The organism is Comamonas sp. B-9, assembly GCF_000410635.1.
GTDB lineage: Bacteria > Pseudomonadota > Gammaproteobacteria > Burkholderiales > Burkholderiaceae_C > Comamonas.
Genome location: NZ_KE148594.1, coordinates 431 through 930, shown reverse-complemented (window position 1 = coordinate 930; position 500 = coordinate 431). Strand labels below are relative to the sequence as shown.

The window sequence follows — 500 nt, the reverse complement described above, 5'->3', positions numbered from 1 at the left end:
ATCACCGCGCCCAAGGTGGCACGCCAGTAATCGGTGTTGCGCGCCACGGCATCATGCAGCCAGGTAAAGCTGAAGGCGCCCAGAATCGGGCCGACCAAGGTCTGCACACCACCCAGCAGCACCATGACCAGGCCATCGACCGACTTGGCCACCGACATGGTCTCGGGCGAAATACTGCCCTTGGAGAACGCAAACAAGGCGCCCGCCAGCCCGGCCACCGAGGCGGCCAGCACAAAGCCCATCCACTGCACCCGTGCCACCGCAATGCCGATGGCCTCGGCGCGCAGCGGTGCGTCGCGGCTGGCACGCAGCGCATAGCCCAGCGGCGCATACAGCACCCGCCACAGCGCCAGCACGCCGGCGGTGGCCAGCAGCAGGGTCAGCAGGTAGAACCAGCGCTTGTCCTCCAGCCAGGCCGCAGGCCAGACACCGGTGAGGCCATTGCTGCCGCCGGTGACCGAATCCCACTGGAAGGTGGTGGCCCAGATGATCTGCGCAAA

General features: G+C 67.2%; 1 protein-coding gene. It reads right to left on the bottom strand.

Annotation, left to right across the window (positions count from 1 at the left end; translation table 11 throughout):
- On the bottom strand, positions 1 to 500 hold a 500-nt coding region (locus tag H928_RS28045), incomplete at both ends, for a branched-chain amino acid ABC transporter permease (protein ID WP_148293176.1).